The sequence below is a fragment of the Lysobacter sp. TAB13 genome (assembly GCF_052113885.1).
GTDB lineage: Bacteria > Pseudomonadota > Gammaproteobacteria > Xanthomonadales > Xanthomonadaceae > Lysobacter > Lysobacter gummosus.
In genome coordinates, this window is sequence record NZ_JBFRDR010000002.1 from 165,231 (window position 1) to 182,862 (window position 17,632).

Consider the following 17,632-nt stretch of genomic DNA (forward strand, 5'->3'; position numbering starts at 1 on the left):
GGGCTGACGGCCTCACTGTCCGCGCTGCGCGCGGACGCCCCGTTCACCCAACCCGATGGATCGCCACCACCATGACCACCCCGAACGCCGACGACCAGCGCCGCCAGTTGCGGGCTTCCTTCGAAAACCTGTTGCAGGAACAGGCCGAGCTCAGCGCTGACGATCGCAGCTTCCTGCTGCATCACTTCAACGAAGCGCTGGACCAGCAGGATCTGGACGCGCCGATCGAGCTCGATCCGGAAGTCCTGCGCAACGACTGGGCCGCCGCCGTGGATGTGCTGATGCCCGGCGTGGACGCGAGCGAGCGCGAGTTCCAGATCCGCCGCTTCGACGACACCCTGGAGCCGCTGCGCCGCGACGCGGTCAAGGACGCGGTGGAGTACTCGCGCCGCCGCCGCGACGAGGGCGAAGAGGCCGCCGCGGTATGGCTGAATCAGCGCAATGCGCAGCGCAAGGCCAGCCAGGTCGCGACGCCGGTCGCAAATTCGGATTCGCGCGCCTCCGCGCGCAAGCCGGCGCCGCGCAATCCCTGGGGAAACGGCGGCTGAAACGCGTCCTGACGCACTGCGGCACCTAGGGTACGCCATAGCTTGTAGGCCCCCCGGGCGCCCCGGAATATGGGCACCAGAAAGCAGGGGCTGGTTCGCACCACACGGCGGAACTGCTCTATCTCAAACAACGCACTGCATTGGAGAAGACCATGAGCAACGACGTGAATGCGATGTTCGTCAACTCCCTGGCCAACCAGGAAGTCGAGAACAAGACCCATGAAGCCAAGTCCAGCGGCGCGAAGGGCTGGCTGATGGCGATCGCCGAACTGACCGGCAAGCTGGCCGACAAGAAGGCCGCCGAGATGACCAAGTCGATCGAGAACCTGCCGGCCGACGCCAAGCCCTCGGACATGCTCAAGACTCAGGCCCTGGTGTCGGAGTTCCAGCTGATGATGAACACCTTCACCAACGTGGTGAAGACCATCGGCGACACCAACGCGAACACCGCTCGCAAGGGCTGATGACACAGCCGCGTTACCCGCGGCTCAAGAAAGGAGCGAAGCCTGGCTTCGCTCCTTTCGCGTTTGTGCGGTCCTGGCGATCGCCAGTGCGCGGTGTCTCCGCGCTGGCTTGCGCCTTGTCGATGTCGGCCGGCGCGGCCTTCGCGCAGGACTATCAGCCGCAGATGGACGCGTTCAATGCGTCCATGCAGTCGATGCAGAACGTGGCCGGCACCGCCGCGGTCAACGCGGCGATCAACCGTTCGCTGAGCAAGCGCAGCGGCGCCCCGGTCGCGAGCGCCGGCAGCGCCAAGCCCGCCGTCGCCAAGGCCGCGGCCGAGCTGGCGTTCCGCCGCGATCCGGCCACCACCGAGCGCGTGCGCGCGGCGCTGATCGCGGCGATGCGCCAGCAGAGCAAGACCGTCGCCGACGACTTCGCCCGCCGCTCGGCCGGCGCCGACTACCGCCAGCGTTTCGCCCGTACCCTGCCGGGCCAGGGCCTGTCCAACGATAACCTCGCCGACATCGCCGCGTATCACGTCGCGGTGAACTGGGCGCTGGTGCATCAGGCGCCGATGCCCGCCGGCAAGGCGCTGCTGGCCTTGCGCGATCAGATGCGCGGCTCGTTCGCCGACAACGGCGTGCTGGCCAAGCTGGCGCCGGATCAGCGGCAGTGGGTCGCGGACGACTTCCTGTTCCGGTCGTTGAACTTGGCCGAGAAGGTGGACGGGTTCGCGCGCAAGCCCGAGCCGCAGACGCAGACGCTGTTCGCACAGGCGGCGCGCGAGGATATTCGCCGTACGCTCGGTATCGATCTGCAGGGGTATCGCTTCACTGCCGAGGGGTTGGTGCGGTAGTGCTTTGGGCTTCTTCGTTGTCTGAGCGAAGAGCATCGGGGCTGAAGCCCCTCCCACAACAGCCGGCTGAAGCTCCTCCATAAGCGCCTGCTCAAGGCTCTCCCACCAGCGCGCTAGCGCCGGTTGAGGCGCCGTCCCAGCCACCACGCGCCGGCCGCCACGGCGACGCCCAGGAACAGGGCCAGGCCGCTGCCGCCGGTGCTGACGCGCTCGCTGACCAGGCTTCCGCTGGGCAGCAGCAGGATCACCGCGAACGCCAGGCAGGCGTAGGCGACCACGGTCAGCACCCAGAACAGCCACTGCAGCGCGCGCACCACTTCCCGCTCGGGCTCGCGGTCGTGGGTCGGGCGGTGGGTGCCGCCGCGGCCGAAGCTCCACAGCCAGTGGGTCAAGGTGGCGTTGTCGACGCCGCCGCCGCGCCGGCCCGCGCGCCGCGTCGAGCCTTCGCCGGTGTAGGTCATCTGGTTGGGCGCGTTGTCGCCGCGCTGCTGGACCGCGCGGTCGTTGGCGTTGAGCGGCAGCGAGCGCGGATCGTTGTTGATGGTGTTGGTGCTGACCGACTGCAGCGTCGCGGAAGTCTCCGACGGCGGCGGCGGTGCGTTGGCGGCGGTGTTGGCCGGCGCGTTGGCGTGCTGCAGGGTGTTCATGCGCGCGAACATGCTCTGCTGCGCGGCCAGCGCGTCCTGCGACAGCGAGCCGGCCATCGGCGCGGCCGGGATCGCGTTGGGCGTGTTGTTGGCGACCAGGGTCAGCGTCGGCGCCACGTTGGTGGTGGTCGTGTTGGCGGCGGCCGCCGCCGAGCCGGCCGCGGCCCCGGAGGCCGCGCCGTTGGAGGCCATCGGCGCGCCGATCGTCGCGGTCTGGGCGTTGGCGCTCTGGGCGCTGGCGCCGCTCGCCTGGACCGCGCCGTAGTTCACCACCGGGCGGTCGAGCTGAGCGTACTGCGCGGCGTTGTTGAGCGCGCGCTCGGACAGCGTCGGCGCCGGGTATTGGGTCGGGCCGTTGTTGAACGGATTGACGTTGTTGTTGTTGCCCTGCGCCGACTGGCCCTGCAGCAGGCGGCTGGACGGGTTGTCCGGATTGAGCAGCGGGTTGTTGCTCAGATTGCTGCCGGGCTGGGTATCGGTGCCGGGCAGGCCGTTGTTCGGCAGGGAGTTGTTGGGCAGGCCGTCGTGGGGTTTGGACAGATCCAGCGGCAGGTGGCCGTCCGGACCCGGCAATCCGCCTTCGGGCCCGGGCACGCCCAGGTCGGGGCCGCCGGGAAGGTTCAGGCTGGGCGGTTGCGGGCCGCCCGGCAGGTTTCCGGGCTTGCCGCCGCCCAGGCCCAGCAGGTTGCCGAGAGGATTGCCCGAACCTGGATTGAAGTTGATACCGGACATGGCCGTACTCGTGCGCAGGAACATCCGCCAAGAGCGTGGCGTGCCGTTCGACGGTAATGCCGGACACGCGCCGGGACATCCTCGGGCCGACCCTAGGTTCGCGGCATGCCTTCGATGTCATTCAAGCATCGCGAAGGAAGGCTTGCGCAACGGCCACGATGAATGTGCGTGCGGGGTGCGTCCGTCGCCTCGGCAACGGTCGAGACACGCCGCGTCGCGGCATCAGCGCGCGGCTCATCGGCCGCGGCTTCGATCGGCGTCGTCGTCGCCGCACCGGCCATCGCGATGCGAATCGCGCGACGAAAAATCATCGTCGAATCGAACTTGCCGGCACGCCGCGCGCCGCCCGCGCAGAACGCTGCGCAAAGGTGGCAACGCAGACGCGTGGCGCGCGCAAATGCTCTTGTCGCCTCGTTGTGCTTACGCGAGACTGTGCACGCGGTCTTCGCTCGCGACGCAAGTTCGCAACGCAAGATCGCGATGTCTCGCAGCCACGCCCTCTGTCGTAACCCCACTACTGGAATCAAGATGAGCCGACTGCCCGGCCTCGATCTGCTGCGCGCGATCGCGATCGTTTGGGTGATGTTCTTTCATGCCGCGATGGCCGGGCTGGGCTCGCCGTGGATGCCGATGTCGCAGTTCGGCTGGATGGGCGTGGACCTGTTCTTCGCGCTCAGCGGCTATCTGATCGGCTGGCAGGTGCTGCGGCCGCTGAGCCAGGGCCGGCGGCTGTCGTTCGGCGATTTCTATCTGCGCCGCGCCTTCCGCGTGCTGCCGGCGTTCTGGGTGGTGCTGGCCTTGTACCTGTTGTGGCCGGACTTCCGCGAACGGCCGGGCATGCAGCCGGCCTGGCAGTTCCTGAGCTTCAGCCTGAACCTGCTGATCGACTACGAACACAACAAGGCGTTCTCGCACGCGTGGTCGTTGTGCGTGGAAGAGCATTTCTATCTGGTGTTTCCGCTGCTGGCGATCGCGTTGACGCGCAAGCCGGCGCTATGGAAGACCGGCCTGGTGGTGGCGCTGCTGGTCGGCGGCGGCATGCTGCTGCGCGCCTGGGTCTGGCGGATCAGCCTGCCCGACGGTTCCAACGCCTGGGTCGAAAATGTCTATTACCCGACCTGGATGCGTCTGGACGGTCTGCTGTTCGGCGTCGTGCTCGCGGCGATTCGCGCGTATCGGCCGCGCTGGTGGGAAGCGATGATGCGCCGCTCGGGTTGGCTGGCGCTGCTGGGCGTGATCGGCGTGGCCGCGGCGATCGCGGTATCGCAAGATCGTCTGGGCCTGATGTCCTCGGTGCTGGGATTCCCACTGGTGTCGTTCGGACTGGCGCTGTTGGTCGCGGCGGGCGCGTCGGAACAACGCTGGACCGGACGCCTGCGCGTGCCCGGCGCGGGCTGGTTGGCGGCGACTTCGTTCAGTCTGTACCTGACCCACAAGGCGATGTTCGGCCTGGTTTCGCGCGCTTACGGCGAATCGCTGGAAGCCAACGGCCTGCTCGCCTTCGGCGCATATGCGGCGGCCGCGTTGCTCAGCGGCGCGTTGCTGCATTACGCCGTGGAGCGGCCGTTCTTGCGCCTGCGCGAGCGGCTGGCGCATCGCCGCGCGCAATCGGCGGACGCCGCCGTGACCGCCAACGCCTGAGCGCGGCGGCTCAGCCGCGCGCGGCCTCGTGGGCGAAGCTGCGCCGCAGCGCGAACGCCGCGGCGATCGCGCCGAGCGCGGCCAGCGCGACCGGAATCGACGCCGCCGGCCAACCGGCCGCCTGCACCACGCTGCCGAACAGCGGCGGCCCGATCACCTGGCCCAGGTAGCTGCCCTGCATCAGCAGGCCCACCGCCACCGCGATCAGGGCCGGGCTGGGCACCAACTGCGCGGCGCCGCCGATCGTGCTGGCCGGCAGCAGGCCGCCGGCCATCGAGAACAGCACGCACAACGCGAACACCCACGGCGCCGGCAGGCCCAGCGCGAACGCGCCGACCGCGCTGGCGCCCATCGCCGCGCTCGCCAGCGCGATCAGCATCCAGCGCTGCGCGCCGCGGCGCAGCAGCGCGCCGGCGGCGAGATTGCCGATCACGTTGGAACCCACCGCGACCGCGCTGAGCAGGCCGGCGTCGGCGGCCGAGACCTGCATGCGCTGCATCAGCAAGGTCGGCAGGAAACTCAGCATCGCGTAGAACTGCAGCGCGTACAGGGCGAACACCAGCGCCAGCAGCAGCGGCCCGCGCGCGCCGGCCACCGCCAGCGCGTCGCGCGCGGTCTGCCGCCACGGCGCCGGCGCGGCCGGCGTCTGCGCGCCGCGCACGCCGAACCACAGCACCGCCGCGGCCGCCGCGCACAGCAACGCGTTGAGTTCCCAGTAACCGCGCCAGCCGTCCAGCGCCGCGCCGGTGGCCAGCGCCAGGGCCATGCCGGCGGGCATGTAGCAGCTCCATATCGCGAACACCGTATTGCGGTCCTGCGGCTTCGACAGACGCTGCAGCACGCTGGCGCCGGCGACCGCGAACAGCAGGAAGCCGGCGCCCTCGAGTACGCGCGTGGCCAGCAGCGCCTGCAGGCTGTGGGCCTGACTGCCGAGCGCGCTGCCCAGCGCCATCGCCGCCAATCCGGCGACCTGCAGGCTGCGATCGCCCAGCCGCGCCACCAGCGCGCCGGCCGGCATGCTGGCGAACAGCCCGAGCAGGCCGAACACCGCCATCACCCAGCCGCCCGAGCGCAGATCCAGGCCGAGGTCGGCGCTGAGCGCGGGCAGGGCGATGGCGGTCTTGCCGACCTGCAGCGCGGCGACCAGTCCGCCGAAGAACACCGCCGCGACCGCGAGCCAGTCGGTGCGCGCGATGGCGGGAGCGGCGGGGAGGGGAGAGGTCAGGGCCAGGGATTTCATGCGCGCGGTCGCTGTGGGGACGATGGCGGCCACCTTGCGACCTCAACCAAACTTCAGGTCAACGCGAGACGCCGGAACAGTGCGATCCACGGCGGGCCGGTGCCTTCTAGCGCGAGCCGCTGCGACCCGGGCGGACCCGTCGCGCCGGCCCGTCGCAGCCGCGCAGACCGTGCCCGGTTACGCTGCTCCCCAGTGCAGCGCGTCGTTACCAGGCACGCAAGGCGTGACTACTGTCACTTTTCTTACAAAAACTTGGTGATCTAAGGTGGGGCAAGCTGCGCATAAACGCGTTCGTGTCAGTGAGCATCCAGGAAGGTGGATGGCACGCCGGTGATACCCGGTGTTGTCCGCGACCTGCCGTCCTGATCGGTCCGCCCTGCTTCCCCCGGCAGGAACGGTGAATCCAACTGTCCGGCGCGAGCCGCGACTGTCGTACCGAAGGGCGGGTTTTCCCGCCGCAGCCAGGGGAGTGACCATGCACCGAACCCGCGCCGAACTCGATGGCGATCTATGCCAGCTCAGTGCCGCCTTGCCGATATGGCGCCGGCATTGGCGCGACGACACGGTGTTCTGGCCGCGCGTGGACAGCCTGATCGAACGCCTGCTGACGGTGACCCCGCGGACCGAACGCGGGCACGTGGTGTCCAACATCAATCGCATGATCGCCAGGCAGGGTCTGCAGCACGCGCCTTACGAGTGAGGTGGCGGCGATCATGATCGCGAAGGTGGCTTGAAGGTTGTTCGTAATCTTCGAGGTGCTTCTTGCTCGTCATTCCCGCGAAAGCGGGAATCCAGGGCCTTTCGTGCGAGAACGCCTGAAGTCGCTGGATTCCCGCTTTCGCGGGAATGACGTTCTGGAGGGATGACGCTGAAGCCTCTGGATGTTCGGCTCCGCCAAAGTAAAGCGCAGCCCCGCGTTCGCGGGAATGACGGCTTGGCGAATTGGCGCAGCCCCTACTTCTTGAGCAACTCATCCAGCAACGCAGCCACCCGCGCCGCATAGGCATTGGGCGCGAAGCGTTGCGCGAAGGCGCGGCGCTGTTCGGCGCTGCCGACCACCGACTCGCGGCTCAGCCGGATCATCAACTGCGCCAGCTGGTGGCGGTCGTGCGGATCGAAGCGCGGCATATCCACCGGCGCGACTTCTTCCAGCGCGCCGCCTTCGGCCACCGCGACCGGCGTGCCGGCGGCCAGCGCCTCCAGCACCGGCAGGCCGAAGCCTTCCGCGTAGGACGGCTGCCACAGGCGCTCGGCGTCTTGGTACAGGCGCGCCAGTTCGGCGTCGTCGACCATCGAAAACCAGTGCACGCCGTTGAGCCGCTGCAGCTCCGGCGCGACATCGTGCGCGGCGCCGACCACAACCAGATCCGGGGTGTCGTAGTGCTGGCGGCGCGCGTCCAGCCACGCGCGCAGGAACAAGTCGGCGTTCTTGCGCGGCTCGCGCGTGCCGACCAGCAGCCAGTAACGCGGCGGCAGCGGCAGCTCCATCTGGCCGCGTTCGGCCGGCGCCGGCAGCGGCGCGACCGAATCGGGCAGCACGTAGAGCTTGTGCGCATGCGCCGGGTACAGGCGGCCGCATTCGGCGGTGGTATAGCGCGAGGGCGTCCAGATCGCGTCGGCGGCGGCGATCGAGCGGCCGATGCGGGCCTCGTCGATCAGCCGCGCGGCCAGCGCGCGCCAGCGCGAGGTGTGCGGGCGGCGCAGGGTCAGCCGGAACAGGTCGTGCAGCAACAACACCTGACGCACCGCCGCCGGCTTGCGCCAGACCGGCAGGCCGCCGTTGGCGGTAGCGATATAGACGTCGATGCGCTCCTCGCGCAGCGCCGAGGGCAGGAAGCCGGCCTCGTAGCGCCAGCGCCGGCGCAGGCCGGGTTCGTCCGCCAGCGAGGCGGGCAGCAGGTCGGCGGCGACCGCGATGGCGCGGTGCGGGTGGCCGACCGGGGCTTCGGTGAACAACACCGTCTCGGTATCGGCGCGGCGGCGGAGGGCGCGTTCCAGCGCCAGCACCTGGCGACCGGGCGCGCTGTGCGGGGCCGCGGTCGCGGCGCGGTAGTCCAGGCCTATGCGCATGCCGGCCTCGCGGGCGAGGGCGGCGCCGGGATGCCCGGCCGCGCGGAAGCGAAGATCGCGTTGGAATACGGAAGCTTCATCGGTTGCTGCAGGCCCTGGGCAGAACGACTAACGGGACATGCAGCCGAGTCAGCTTCTCTCCATTAGTGCGAACATCGTCACATTTATTATGTGACCACCGGCCATCGTAAGAGCAGTCATCTTTGAGTCCGTTCATGAAGATGCTGAACGAAATCGGGTCCCGGTTCAGGCCGGCGTCTGACGGCGCCGTCACGACGCGCTTGACACCCTGAGGCGGTCGGGCCTTTATTACCCGAGCTATTTAACCTATTGGTTCAGTTCATATGCCCGCCGATTCGCTCAGCACCACGTTCGCCGCCCTGGCCGATCCGACCCGGCGCGCGATTCTGGCCCGCCTCGCCAGCGGCGAAGCCGGCGTGACCGAGTTGGCCGAACCTTTCCAGATGAGCCTTCCGGCGATCTCCAAGCACATCAAGGTGCTCGAGCGCGCCGGCCTGATCGCGCGCGGCCGCGAGGCGCAGTGGCGCCCGTGCCGGCTGGAAACCGCGCGGCTGCAGGAGGTCGAAGGCTGGCTGGACCGCTACCGGCAGTTCTGGGACCAGCGCCTGCAGCGGCTCGACGACTACCTGATCCAGTTGCAGGCCAGCGCAGAGGCATCGCATGGGCACGAAACCGAGTAGCCGGCTGCGGTTCGGCCAGTTCCCGATGGGCCGGCTCCCGATGGGCCGCGCCCGCATCCTTGCCGCGCGCCGGCCGGAGCACGCCCATGGCTGACGCCGGCTCGCCCGCGCGCAAGCCCGGCGGCGCGCCGGACCCGTCCGCGCGCGCGCCGTGCTGCGGCTTGCCCAGTCCGCTCGCCAGCGCGATCCGGGTGACCGTCGGCGCGCATGCTGCACCGGCTGCGCCTGCGAATTCCGGCGCGACCGAGGTTGCGGCCAAACCGGGCAAACCCGCGCGCGCCTGAGTCGCGGCGTCGCGGTTCGATCAACGGTTGTCGGCGGCGCGCGCCGTGATGCTGCCGGCGTTGGCGCGTGCACGCGTTCGTCGATCCTGAGGTGACCGAGCATGTCGTGCGCTTCGTGCACCTTGTGCTCGATGTGTGTCATCGCATCGAAGGCAATCGCAAGCGCAGCCAAGCACAATCGCAATCCGAGCACATCGCCGTGTGTGCGGGCGATACGAGTGCGTTGTCGCGGTTAGCGTGCGGCGTTCATGCCGCATCGCCGCATCACGGTCGGCGCGACTGCAGCGATCGCATTTCGATGCATATCCAACACGCTCAGCATCGCCTCGCATCCTGCAGCGCCGCGCACGCGTCGCCCCTCACGCAAGCCGCCCGTACCTAGCAACTCTTCATCGCGCATCGCCACCGCCGACACGCGATCGCATCGCGCCGCGCATCCGTTCGACACACTCCGCAAAGTTGCGTGACGCTGAAACGGACCTTCGTCCAAGTACGAGTTCACCGCCAAGCATTAACGTCGGTGTTCGCGCGTCGCGGCCATGGTCGCGACGCGCCGCTGTTCGGCGTCGATGCAGGGGATCGACAGAAAAAGCCGTATTTCCCGCGATTTCGCAACCGATGCACATCCGGTTACGTGCTCGCGCGCAGCGTTGTTTATCGCGCTGCACAACGGCGCGCGCCGGTATTTTTGAAACTGATCGTCGTCATCGCAGTACCCCAGGGAATCCAGTCACAGGAGCCGACCATGCCGCACGCCACCCTCAGCCGCGCTATCCGCCGCGCGCTGTTCGCCGCCACCATCGCCAGCGTCGCACCGGCTGCGGCCTACGCGCAGGATGCGCCGCCCACCACCACGCTCGACCGCATCGAAGTCACCGGTTCCAACATCAGCCGCGGCGACATGGAGACCGCATCGCCGGTCCAGGTCGTCAGTCGCGAAGAGATCGACCGCACCGGCAAGGCGACCATCGCCGAATACCTGCAGACCCTCACCACCGATGGCTCCGGCTCGGTGCCGCGCAGCTACGGCACCGGTTTCGCCGCCGGCGGCACCGGCATTTCGCTGCGCGGGCTCGGCGCGGGTTCGACCCTGGTGCTGTTGAACGGCCGCCGCACCGCGCCCTACGGCCTGGCCGACGACGGCCAGAAAGTATTCACCGACCTCAGCACCATTCCGCTCGACGCGGTGGAACGCGTGGAAGTGCTCAAGGACGGCGCCTCGGCCATTTACGGCTCCGACGCCATCGCCGGGGTGGTCAACATCATCCTGCGCAAGGAATTCAACGGCGTCACCGTGCGCAGTTCCTACGGCGTGTCCGGCGAAGGCGACGGCCAGCAGGCGAAAGCCTCGGTCACCTTCGGCTTCGGCAACCTCGCCGAAGATCGCTACAACGTGTTCTTCAACATCGAAGGCAGCCAGACCGACGAAATCCAGGTCGCCGACCGCCGCGACCGCAAGTGGATCGGCACCGGCGATGCGCGCCGCTGGGGCTACAGCCAGACCAAGCGTTTCATGAACGGCTACATCCTCGACGGCGATGCCACGCAATCGCCGGCCGGCAGCGTCAAGAATCCCGGCACCGGCCAGTACGTGGGCCTGCCCGGCTGCGCGCAGCTCTCGCCAGTGACGCCGCAGGACCCGGCCGGCGGCTGTCTGTGGCAGTCGGGCCAGTTCAACAGCCTCACGCCCGAAGAGAAGTACGTGAATCTGTTCGGCCGCGGCACCTTCGCCATTTCGGATAATTTCGAGGCGTATGTCGAAGCCGGGTATTCGAAGAAGAAGAGCACCTTCTACAACACTCCATCGACCGTCTCCGGCGCCTGGGGCTATCCCGGCGGCCCGGTCAACGCCGATTCCGGCGACGGCGCGGTGGTGCTGGGACCGAATCATCCCGACAATCCCTTCCCCGGCCAGAGCGCGAACCTGCGCTACGCCGCGTTCGACGTCGGCCCGCGCATCATCCGCAGCGATAGCGAATTCAGCCGCATCCTCGCCGGCATCAAAGGCACCGCCGGCGCCTGGGACATGGACGTGGCCTATCTGCATTCGCAGAGCGACCTGACCAACACCCGCGACGGCTTCCTGCGCTACAGCGCGGTGCGCGACGCGCTCACCAACGGCACCGGCCCGGGCGGCTACTGGCGCATCGGCCAGAACGCCAACCTCAACTCGCAGGCGTTGTACGACTACATCTCGCCGACCATCCACGCCGACGGCAAGACCACGCTGGATCTGTTCGACATCAAGGGCTCGCGCTCGCTGATGGACTTGAAGGGCGGCTCGCTCGGTGTCGCCCTGGGCGCGGAATGGCGGCGGCAGAAGGCCGAACTCAAGCCGCAGACCTACACCGACATCGGCGACATCATCGGCCTGGGCTATTCGTCCTACAGCGGCACGCAGGAAGTCGCCGCGGCTTACGCCGAAGTGGTCGCGCCGGTGCTGGAAAGCCTGGAGCTGTCCGGCGCGGTGCGCTTCGACAGCTACAAGGGCGGCGACAACGCCACCACGCCCAAGTTCGGCGTGAAGTGGCAGCCGATCCAGCAACTGGCGCTGCGCGCGACCTACGCGGAAGGTTTCCGCGCGCCCAACCCGGCCGAATCGGGCAAGGGCGGCCTGGCCGGTTTCGCCGCCGCCGCCGATTCGCTGCGGTGCCCCGGCGGCAATCCGGCGCCGGGCGGCAGCGTGCGCGATTGCGACATCCAGATCGCGGTGATCACCAGCCCCAACCCCGACCTCAAGCCGGAAGAATCCAAGAGCTACACCGTCGGCCTGGTGTTCGAGCCCACGCCCAACACCACGGTGACTCTGGACGGCTGGAAGATCGAGCGCACCAACGAGATCAACGTGGAAACCACCGACGCGGCGATCGCCGCCGGCCACGTGATCCGCAGCGACAACAACCTGCCGGGCCAGCCCAACAGCGGCACCTTGCTCGCCGCGCTGGCCAACTACGTCAATTCGGCCTCGACCACGGTGCGCGGCGTCGATCTGGACGTGCGCCAGCGTTTCGATCTGAGCGCGCACGGCAAGCTCAACCTGGATCTGCAGTGGAGCCACGTCAGCAGCTTCGAGCGCGAGGAAGAAGACGGCAGCAAGCTGGAATTCGCCGGCACCCACGGCAATTGCGACGTCACCAACTGCATCGGCACGCCCAAGGACAAGATCAACTTCGGCGCGACCTGGGAAATCGGCAACTTCAGCCTCAGCGGCATCGCCAACTACGTCTCCAGCTTCAAGAACGTGCGCTCCAAGGGCGGCACCTGCGCCAGCCGTTACGCCGACGGCACCGAAGCGCCGGGCGGTTGCCGGATTCCTTCGTTCACCACCTTCGATCTGTCCGGACGCTGGAAAGCGCAGGACGGCGTGGAAGTATTCGGTTCGATCCAGAACCTGACCGACAAGATCGCGCCGCTGGATCCGCTGACCTACGGCGCGATCAACTACAACCCGATGCACTCCAGCGGCGCGATCGGCCGCTACTTCACCCTCGGAGTGAAATACACCTTCAACTGAGCCCTCTCTCCAGCCGTTAAGGCGTTTTGCGCGTTTCATCTTCGTGGGCGCGCTTTTGCCGGCCCGTTCCCCTCGCGGCGGAACGGGCCGTTTTCTTTTGCGCGCGGCGGCGCGTCGGGCGATGCGCCGACTGAATCGTTCCCCAGGCCGGTGCCGCGCAACGCGGCCGGATGGCCCTGCCTGATCGAAGCCGCAACGGCTTGATCATCACCATCACGGCTTGATCGCCGTCGCGATCGCCATCGCGGCCAGCGTGCGCATCGCCGCCGCTGCGAACATCGCCGATGCATGAATCCGCGTAGCGAATGGGGCGCCGCATCGATACGGCGCGTCGCGGCCCGCGCTCGCGATGCGGACTTTCAGTGCCGGCGAATCGCCATCGAGTCGCATATAAAAAATAAAGATCGCCGATAAAAACACGGGCGATGTGGACTGAATATTTCTTCCATCAACATCGCATCACACATCGTGATCAGATCCGGCACAGAAGACTAAATACCTCTGAATTTCAAGGGGTTTGGTCGATGGACTGTAGCGACGCAAGCGTTTAGTTTTCGTTGCGCGACGCGTGTCAGGCGCGTCGTCGCGGGGGCGAATCCAACGGTGATCACGGGCGCTTCCATCGCGTGCGCTCATGTCATGCCGAGTGCCGGAATCTAAGCCGCGCGGCGGCTGCGAATGGGTACGGCCTCATTCAAATCTCTGTCGTCCGTTCGTTGAATTCAATCTCATGGAGTCGATCATGCAGTACGCAACGCTCAGCCACGCCATCCGGCGCGCACTCATCGCCGCCGGTCTCATCGCCCTGCCGGCGATGGCCGTGGCCCAGGAGTCACCGCAGCCGAAGGCGCAGGACAACGCGACGACGCTGGACCGGATCGAAGTCACCGGTTCCAATATCAGCCGCGGCGACATGGAAACCGCATCGCCGGTGCAGGTGGTGACGCGCGCGGAGATCGACCGCACCGGCAAGGCCAGCATCGCCGAATATCTGCAGACGCTGACCTCCGACGGCGCCGGCTCGGTTCCCAAGAGCTTCGGCAACGGCTTCGCCGGCGGCGGCACGGCGGTATCGCTGCGCGGCCTGGGCGCGGGCTCGACCCTGGTGCTGTTGAACGGCCGCCGCATGGCGCCGTTCGGCCTGGCCGACGACGGCCAGAAAGTGTTCACCGACCTGAGCACCATTCCGATGGACGCGGTGGAGCGCGTGGAAGTGCTCAAGGATGGCGCTTCGGCTATTTACGGCTCCGACGCCATCGCCGGGGTGATCAACATCATCCTGCGCAAGGAATACACCGGCAGCACCGTGCGCATGTCCTACGGCGTATCCGGGGAAGGCGACGGCCAGCAGACCAAGGCTTCGATTACGCACGGCTTCGGCAAGCTCGCCGACGACGGCTACAACATGTTCTTCAACATCGAGGGCAGCCAGACCGACGAAATCCAGGTCTCCGACCGCGCCGATCGCAAGTGGATCGGCACCGGCGACACCCGCCGCTGGGGCTACGACATCACCAGCCAGTTCCTGTCCGGCTACATCACCCCGGACGGCGCCTCGGCGAGCTCTTCCCCGGTCGGCAACGTGCGCGGTCCGGGCGGCGTATACCAATCGCTGGGCACGGCGGCCGATTGCGCGAAGTTCTCTTCGCTCGCGCCCGATCCGGGCCATGGTTGCGTGTGGCAGCACGGCGAGTTCCGCAGCCTGACCCCGGAAGAGAAGTACGTGAACCTGTTCGGCCGCGGCACTTTCACTGTGTCGGACACCTTCGAGGCCTACATCGAAGCCGGTTATTCGAAGAAAAAGACCACCTTCGTCAATACCCCGTCGCAAGTGTCGGGCGCCTGGGGTTATCCCGGTGGCCCGGTCAACGCCAGCAGCGGTGCCGGTGCGGTCGTGCTGGGCGAATCGCATCCGGACAATCCGTTCCCGGGGCAGCGGCCGAATCTGCGCTACTCGGCCTGGGACGTCGGTCCGGCCGTGATACGCAACGACAACCGTTTCAGCCGCTTTCTCGCCGGCATCAAGGGCAGCGCCGGCAGTTGGGACGTGGATGTCGCCTACCTGCATTCGCAAACCTCGCTGCGCAACGAGCGCACCGGGTTCCTGCACTACGGCCGCGTGCGCGAGGCGCTGACCACGGGCACCAATCCGGGCGGCTACTGGCGCCTGGGCACGCAGGCTTCTGCGAACAGCAAGGCCTTGTACGACTATATTTCGCCGACCATCCACGCCGACGCGCGGACCAAGCTCGACCTGTTCGACGCCAAGGGTTCGCGCACGCTGTTCGATCTGCCCGGCGGCGCGTTCGGCATCGCCCTGGGCGCCGAGTACCGGCGTCAGACGGTCGAGCTGACGCCGCAGAGCTACACCGACCAGGGCCAGATCATCGGGTTGGGCTATTCGGCGTACTCGGGCAAGCAGGAAGTCGCCGCGGCCTATGTCGAAGCGGTGGCGCCGGTGCTCGATAGCCTGGAACTGTCCGCCGCGGTGCGTTACGACAGCTACAAGGACGGCGACAGCGCGACCACGCCGAAGTTCGGCTTCAAGTGGAAGCCGGTGGAGCAGCTCTCGCTGCGCGGCACCTACGCCGAAGGCTTCCGCGCGCCGAACCCGGCCGAGTCGGGCAAGGGCGGCCTGGTCGGGTTCACCACCGCGCGCGATCCGGTGCGTTGCCCGGGCGGCGCACCGGCACCGGGCGCCAACGCCAGCGACTGCGCGACGCCGCTGGCGTTGATCATCAGTCCCAATTCGCAGCTCAAGCCGGAGGAGTCCAAGAGCTACACCGTCGGCCTGGTGTTCGAACCTACCTCCACCACCACGATCACCCTGGACGGTTGGAAGATCGTGCGCAGCAACGAGATCAACGTGGAAACCACCGCCGCGGCGATCGCCGCCGGCCGTATCCTGCGCAACGACGACCTGCTGGGCGGCGTACCCGGCACCGGCACTTTGCTGGCCGCGCAGGCGGCCTACATCAACTCGAACCGGACCACGGTGCAGGGCGTGGATCTGGACGTGCGCCAGAGCTTCGAGTTGGGCGACTACGGCAAGCTGGGCCTGGACCTGCAATGGAGCCACGTCAGCAAGTTCGAGCGCGAAGAGGCCGACGGCCGCACGATCGAGTTCGTCGGCAGCCACGGCAACTGCGATGCGACCAACTGCATCGGCACGCCGAAGGACCGCATCAACCTCGGCGCGACCTGGGACTACGGCCGCATGAGCCTGAGCGCGGTGGCCAATTATGTCTCCGGCATCCGCAACGTCTACGACGCCAGCCAGACCTGCACGGCGAACGTCGGTTGCCGCCTGCCCTCGTTCACCACCTTCGACCTGTCCGGCCGCTGGAAGGCGGTGGACGGCATCGAGGTGTTCGGTTCGATCCAGAACCTGACCGACAAGATCGCCCCGCTCGACGCCTTCACCTACGGCGCGGTGAACTACAACCCGATGCACTCCAGCGGTGCGATCGGCCGCTATTTCACCGTCGGGGTGAAGTACAGCTTCGACTGATCGGTCTCTCCGGCCGTTCAGGCCTGCGCGTGCGCCGTCCTGCGATTGCGCTGCTGCGGCCCGTTCCCCTGGCGGCGGAACGGGCCGTTTTCTTTTGCGCGCGGCGGCGGCCCGGAAAACCGGCACCGCGTCGCGGTTCGGCGGTCCGAACCCGGGTCCGCGCCGCTCGCCGGCTTCCGGCCGTGTCGATTCCGCGCCGACCCGTTCGTCGTCCTGATAAGCCGCCGCGCCGCGTCCCGCCGGGACGCCGCGGTGGCTGCCAGCCCGAGGACCACGACCATGAAATTCATGCTGATAGTCAAAGCCACTGCCGACACCGAAGCCGGGGTGATGCCCGACACCGAACTGCTCACCGCCATGGGCGCCTACAACGAAGAACTGGTCAAGGCCGGGGTCCTGCTCGCCGGCGAAGGCCTGCATCCCAGCTCGCGCGGCGCGCGGGTGTATTTCGACGGCCGCGCCCGCCGGGTGGTGGACGGGCCCTTCGCCGAGGCCAAGGAACTGATCGCCGGGTTCTGGCTGATCCAGGCGCGCTCGCTCGAAGAAGCGCTGGAGTGGGTCAAGCGCGTACCGAACCTGCAGGGCGAGCAGGGGCAGATCGAAGTGCGCCAGTTGTTCGACCCGGCCGATTTCGGCGACGAGCTGACTCCGGAGTTGCGCGCGGCCGAAGCCAGCCTGCGTGAACAGGTCGCCGGCCGCCCGGCCTGAACACGGCGCGCGGAAAATTTTCGCCGCGCCTTGTCGATCCATGCCGTTCCGGTTCGTCGTCAGTACAGCAGCCGCGCTTTCCTCCCCCGCCCGCGCGCCGCTGCGACTGCCGACGAACCGGCGTTCCCCCGACACACATTCAAAAGGACACCGCCACCATGCAACTCAATACCTACCTCTCCTTCAACGGCGACTGCCGCCAGGCCTTCGAGTTCTACCTCAAGACCCTGGGCGGCAAGATCCACGCGCTGATGCCGTTCGGCGACACCCCCGGCTGCGAATCGCTGAGCGCGGAGGAGCGCGAGAAGATCATGCACGGCTGCTACGAGCTCGACGGCTTCTTCCTGATGGGCACCGATGCCACGCCGCTGTACCCGTACCAGGGCGTCAACGGCGCCCATGTCGCCCTGACCCTGGGCGATGCCGATATCGCGCGCCGCGTGTTTGAAGCCTTCGCCGACGGCGGCAACGTGCAGATGCCGCTGCAGGAAACCTTCTGGGCCAAGGCCTACGGCATCGTCACCGACCGCTTCGGCGTGCCGTGGATGATCAACTGCGTCGAGGAAATCGGCTGCGTCGAGACCGATCAGGCCGCCTGAACCCGGCGCCGCTGCGACGGCGCGGCGCGCGCGGCTTCGCGCCGTCGCGCCCGCCGTCGTGGGCGCTGCACGGATCGCCGTCGGCGCGGTTTTCGTAAACATAAACACGCCTTACGGCCCACGACCCTTGCGACCCG

General features: G+C 67.8%; 16 protein-coding genes and 1 pseudogene. 13 read left to right on the forward strand and 4 right to left on the reverse strand.

The genetic code is table 11. The annotated features are described in order from the left end of the window. The first annotated feature begins 71 nt into the window (after nt 1-71). The 4 genes and pseudogenes from AB4Y92_RS03505 to AB4Y92_RS03520 form a co-directional block, all read left to right on the forward strand. On the forward strand, nt 72-548 hold the full coding sequence (locus tag AB4Y92_RS03505) for a hypothetical protein (RefSeq protein WP_441818388.1): 477 nt from the start codon (nt 72-74) through the stop codon (nt 546-548). A gap of 152 nt (nt 549-700) precedes the next feature. Next, nucleotides 701-1,012, forward strand: a complete 312-nt coding sequence (locus AB4Y92_RS03510) for an EscF/YscF/HrpA family type III secretion system needle major subunit (protein WP_441818389.1) — start codon at nt 701-703, stop codon at nt 1,010-1,012. 86 nt (nt 1,013-1,098) lie between these two features. Then, the gene (locus AB4Y92_RS03515) at nt 1,099-1,848 is read left to right on the forward strand and encodes a DUF6683 family protein (RefSeq protein WP_441818390.1); all 750 of its coding nucleotides are present in this window, start codon (nt 1,099-1,101) and stop codon (nt 1,846-1,848) included. Nucleotides 1,849-1,873: 25 nt separating this feature from the next. Beyond that, nucleotides 1,874-1,918: pseudogene (locus AB4Y92_RS03520) on the forward strand (DUF6053 domain-containing protein); the annotation flags it as partial. A gap of 43 nt (nt 1,919-1,961) precedes the next feature. Here the strand turns inward: AB4Y92_RS03520 and AB4Y92_RS03525 are convergent. Both AB4Y92_RS03525 and AB4Y92_RS03530 read right to left on the reverse strand, forming a co-directional pair. Further along, a complete protein-coding gene (locus tag AB4Y92_RS03525; protein WP_441818391.1) occupies nt 1,962-3,227 on the reverse strand; it encodes a hypothetical protein in 1,266 nt (421 codons plus the stop codon). A 92-nt stretch (nt 3,228-3,319) separates the two neighbouring features. Then, nucleotides 3,320-3,538: a hypothetical protein gene (locus AB4Y92_RS03530; RefSeq protein WP_441818392.1), complete on the reverse strand. Its 219-nt coding sequence runs from the start codon at nt 3,536-3,538 to the stop codon at nt 3,320-3,322. Between the two features lie 217 nt (nt 3,539-3,755). Between AB4Y92_RS03530 and AB4Y92_RS03535 the strand changes: the two genes are divergently transcribed. Beyond that, nucleotides 3,756-4,868, forward strand: a complete 1,113-nt coding sequence (locus tag AB4Y92_RS03535; protein ID WP_441818393.1) for an acyltransferase family protein — start codon at nt 3,756-3,758, stop codon at nt 4,866-4,868. A gap of 10 nt (nt 4,869-4,878) precedes the next feature. On the opposite strand, the gene AB4Y92_RS03540 is transcribed toward AB4Y92_RS03535, so the two are convergent. Continuing rightward, on the reverse strand, nt 4,879-6,108 hold the full coding sequence (locus tag AB4Y92_RS03540) for an MFS transporter (protein WP_441818394.1): 1,230 nt from the start codon (nt 6,106-6,108) through the stop codon (nt 4,879-4,881). Between the two features lie 475 nt (nt 6,109-6,583). Between AB4Y92_RS03540 and AB4Y92_RS03545 the strand changes: the two genes are divergently transcribed. After that, nucleotides 6,584-6,808, forward strand: coding sequence for a hypothetical protein (locus AB4Y92_RS03545; protein ID WP_215121772.1), 225 nt, complete (start codon nt 6,584-6,586; stop codon nt 6,806-6,808). 254 nt (nt 6,809-7,062) lie between these two features. Here the strand turns inward: AB4Y92_RS03545 and AB4Y92_RS03550 are convergent, their stop codons facing one another. Then, nucleotides 7,063-8,178: a glycosyltransferase family 4 protein gene (locus AB4Y92_RS03550; protein ID WP_441818395.1), complete on the reverse strand. Its 1,116-nt coding sequence runs from the start codon at nt 8,176-8,178 to the stop codon at nt 7,063-7,065. Between the two features lie 344 nt (nt 8,179-8,522). Between AB4Y92_RS03550 and AB4Y92_RS03555 the strand changes: the two genes are divergently transcribed. The 7 genes from AB4Y92_RS03555 to AB4Y92_RS03585 all read left to right on the forward strand — a co-directional run bounded on the left by AB4Y92_RS03555 (nt 8,523) and on the right by AB4Y92_RS03585 (nt 17,495). After that, nucleotides 8,523-8,879 (forward strand): ArsR/SmtB family transcription factor, encoded by a 357-nt coding sequence (locus tag AB4Y92_RS03555; protein WP_057941224.1) that lies wholly within the window; start codon nt 8,523-8,525, stop codon nt 8,877-8,879. An 86-nt stretch (nt 8,880-8,965) separates the two neighbouring features. Further along, complete coding sequence (locus AB4Y92_RS03560; RefSeq protein WP_441818396.1) at nt 8,966-9,163, forward strand: hypothetical protein; 198 nt, start codon at nt 8,966-8,968, stop codon at nt 9,161-9,163. Nucleotides 9,164-9,230: 67 nt separating this feature from the next. Then, the gene (locus AB4Y92_RS03565) at nt 9,231-9,545 is read left to right on the forward strand and encodes a hypothetical protein (RefSeq protein WP_441818397.1); all 315 of its coding nucleotides are present in this window, start codon (nt 9,231-9,233) and stop codon (nt 9,543-9,545) included. A gap of 363 nt (nt 9,546-9,908) precedes the next feature. Further along, the gene (locus tag AB4Y92_RS03570; RefSeq protein WP_441818398.1) at nt 9,909-12,677 is read left to right on the forward strand and encodes a TonB-dependent receptor; all 2,769 of its coding nucleotides are present in this window, start codon (nt 9,909-9,911) and stop codon (nt 12,675-12,677) included. 742 nt (nt 12,678-13,419) lie between these two features. Continuing rightward, nucleotides 13,420-16,188, forward strand: a complete 2,769-nt coding sequence (locus AB4Y92_RS03575; RefSeq protein ID WP_441818399.1) for a TonB-dependent receptor — start codon at nt 13,420-13,422, stop codon at nt 16,186-16,188. Nucleotides 16,189-16,467: 279 nt separating this feature from the next. Then, nucleotides 16,468-16,896: a YciI family protein gene (locus AB4Y92_RS03580; RefSeq protein WP_441818400.1), complete on the forward strand. Its 429-nt coding sequence runs from the start codon at nt 16,468-16,470 to the stop codon at nt 16,894-16,896. 158 nt (nt 16,897-17,054) lie between these two features. After that, entirely contained in the window at nt 17,055-17,495 is a 441-nt protein-coding gene (locus tag AB4Y92_RS03585; RefSeq protein ID WP_441818401.1) for a VOC family protein, read from the forward strand. Nucleotides 17,496-17,632: the final 137 nt, after the last annotated feature.

Bases quoted from the DNA above. Each gene is read 5' to 3' on its own strand.
- AB4Y92_RS03505 (WP_441818388.1), top strand. From the start codon at position 72: ATGACCACCCCGAACGCCGACGACCAGCGCCGCCAGTTGCGGGCTTCC.
- AB4Y92_RS03510 (WP_441818389.1), top strand. From the start codon at position 701: ATGAGCAACGACGTGAATGCGATGTTCGTCAACTCCCTGGCCAACCAG.
- AB4Y92_RS03525 (WP_441818391.1), bottom strand. From the start codon at position 3,227: ATGTCCGGTATCAACTTCAATCCAGGTTCGGGCAATCCTCTCGGCAAC.
- AB4Y92_RS03530 (WP_441818392.1), bottom strand. From the start codon at position 3,538: ATGATTTTTCGTCGCGCGATTCGCATCGCGATGGCCGGTGCGGCGACG.
- AB4Y92_RS03535 (WP_441818393.1), top strand. From the start codon at position 3,756: ATGAGCCGACTGCCCGGCCTCGATCTGCTGCGCGCGATCGCGATCGTT.
- AB4Y92_RS03540 (WP_441818394.1), bottom strand. From the start codon at position 6,108: ATGAAATCCCTGGCCCTGACCTCTCCCCTCCCCGCCGCTCCCGCCATC.
- AB4Y92_RS03545 (WP_215121772.1), top strand. From the start codon at position 6,584: ATGCACCGAACCCGCGCCGAACTCGATGGCGATCTATGCCAGCTCAGT.
- AB4Y92_RS03550 (WP_441818395.1), bottom strand. From the start codon at position 8,178: ATGCGCATAGGCCTGGACTACCGCGCCGCGACCGCGGCCCCGCACAGC.
- AB4Y92_RS03555 (WP_057941224.1), top strand. From the start codon at position 8,523: ATGCCCGCCGATTCGCTCAGCACCACGTTCGCCGCCCTGGCCGATCCG.
- AB4Y92_RS03560 (WP_441818396.1), top strand. From the start codon at position 8,966: ATGGCTGACGCCGGCTCGCCCGCGCGCAAGCCCGGCGGCGCGCCGGAC.
- AB4Y92_RS03570 (WP_441818398.1), top strand. From the start codon at position 9,909: ATGCCGCACGCCACCCTCAGCCGCGCTATCCGCCGCGCGCTGTTCGCC.
- AB4Y92_RS03575 (WP_441818399.1), top strand. From the start codon at position 13,420: ATGCAGTACGCAACGCTCAGCCACGCCATCCGGCGCGCACTCATCGCC.
- AB4Y92_RS03580 (WP_441818400.1), top strand. From the start codon at position 16,468: ATGAAATTCATGCTGATAGTCAAAGCCACTGCCGACACCGAAGCCGGG.
- AB4Y92_RS03585 (WP_441818401.1), top strand. From the start codon at position 17,055: ATGCAACTCAATACCTACCTCTCCTTCAACGGCGACTGCCGCCAGGCC.